At 42.2% G+C, this 225-nt stretch carries 1 protein-coding gene; it reads right to left on the bottom strand.

Annotated features, from left to right (window positions below; genetic code table 11):
• Positions 1–40: 40 nt before the first annotated feature.
• The coding region (locus GVO63_RS19720) for a hypothetical protein (protein WP_236552244.1) at positions 41–225 on the bottom strand (185 nt) is incomplete at its 5' end.

Raw genomic sequence — 225 nt, 5'->3', positions numbered from 1 at the left:
TTTTCCAACATCGTTTATTTTCTTTCTCTCTCTGGTAGTTTTAGCAATAATGGTCTTTTATGCAGCCAAGCAGACGCTTAAGTTTGTTACCTATTTGCGCAATTAAAATGCTGTTGTTTTTAAACGCACATAACAAACAAATCATGGCACTCGCTGTCGCTCGCTGGGACGCAAACATGTGCGCGGCTTCGCCATTTTTGCACACATGTCTGCGCCCCATATTTG

The organism is Alteromonas sp. KUL106, assembly GCF_009811415.1.
GTDB lineage: Bacteria > Pseudomonadota > Gammaproteobacteria > Enterobacterales > Alteromonadaceae > Alteromonas.
This window is presented reverse-complemented; position numbering and strand designations above follow the sequence as displayed.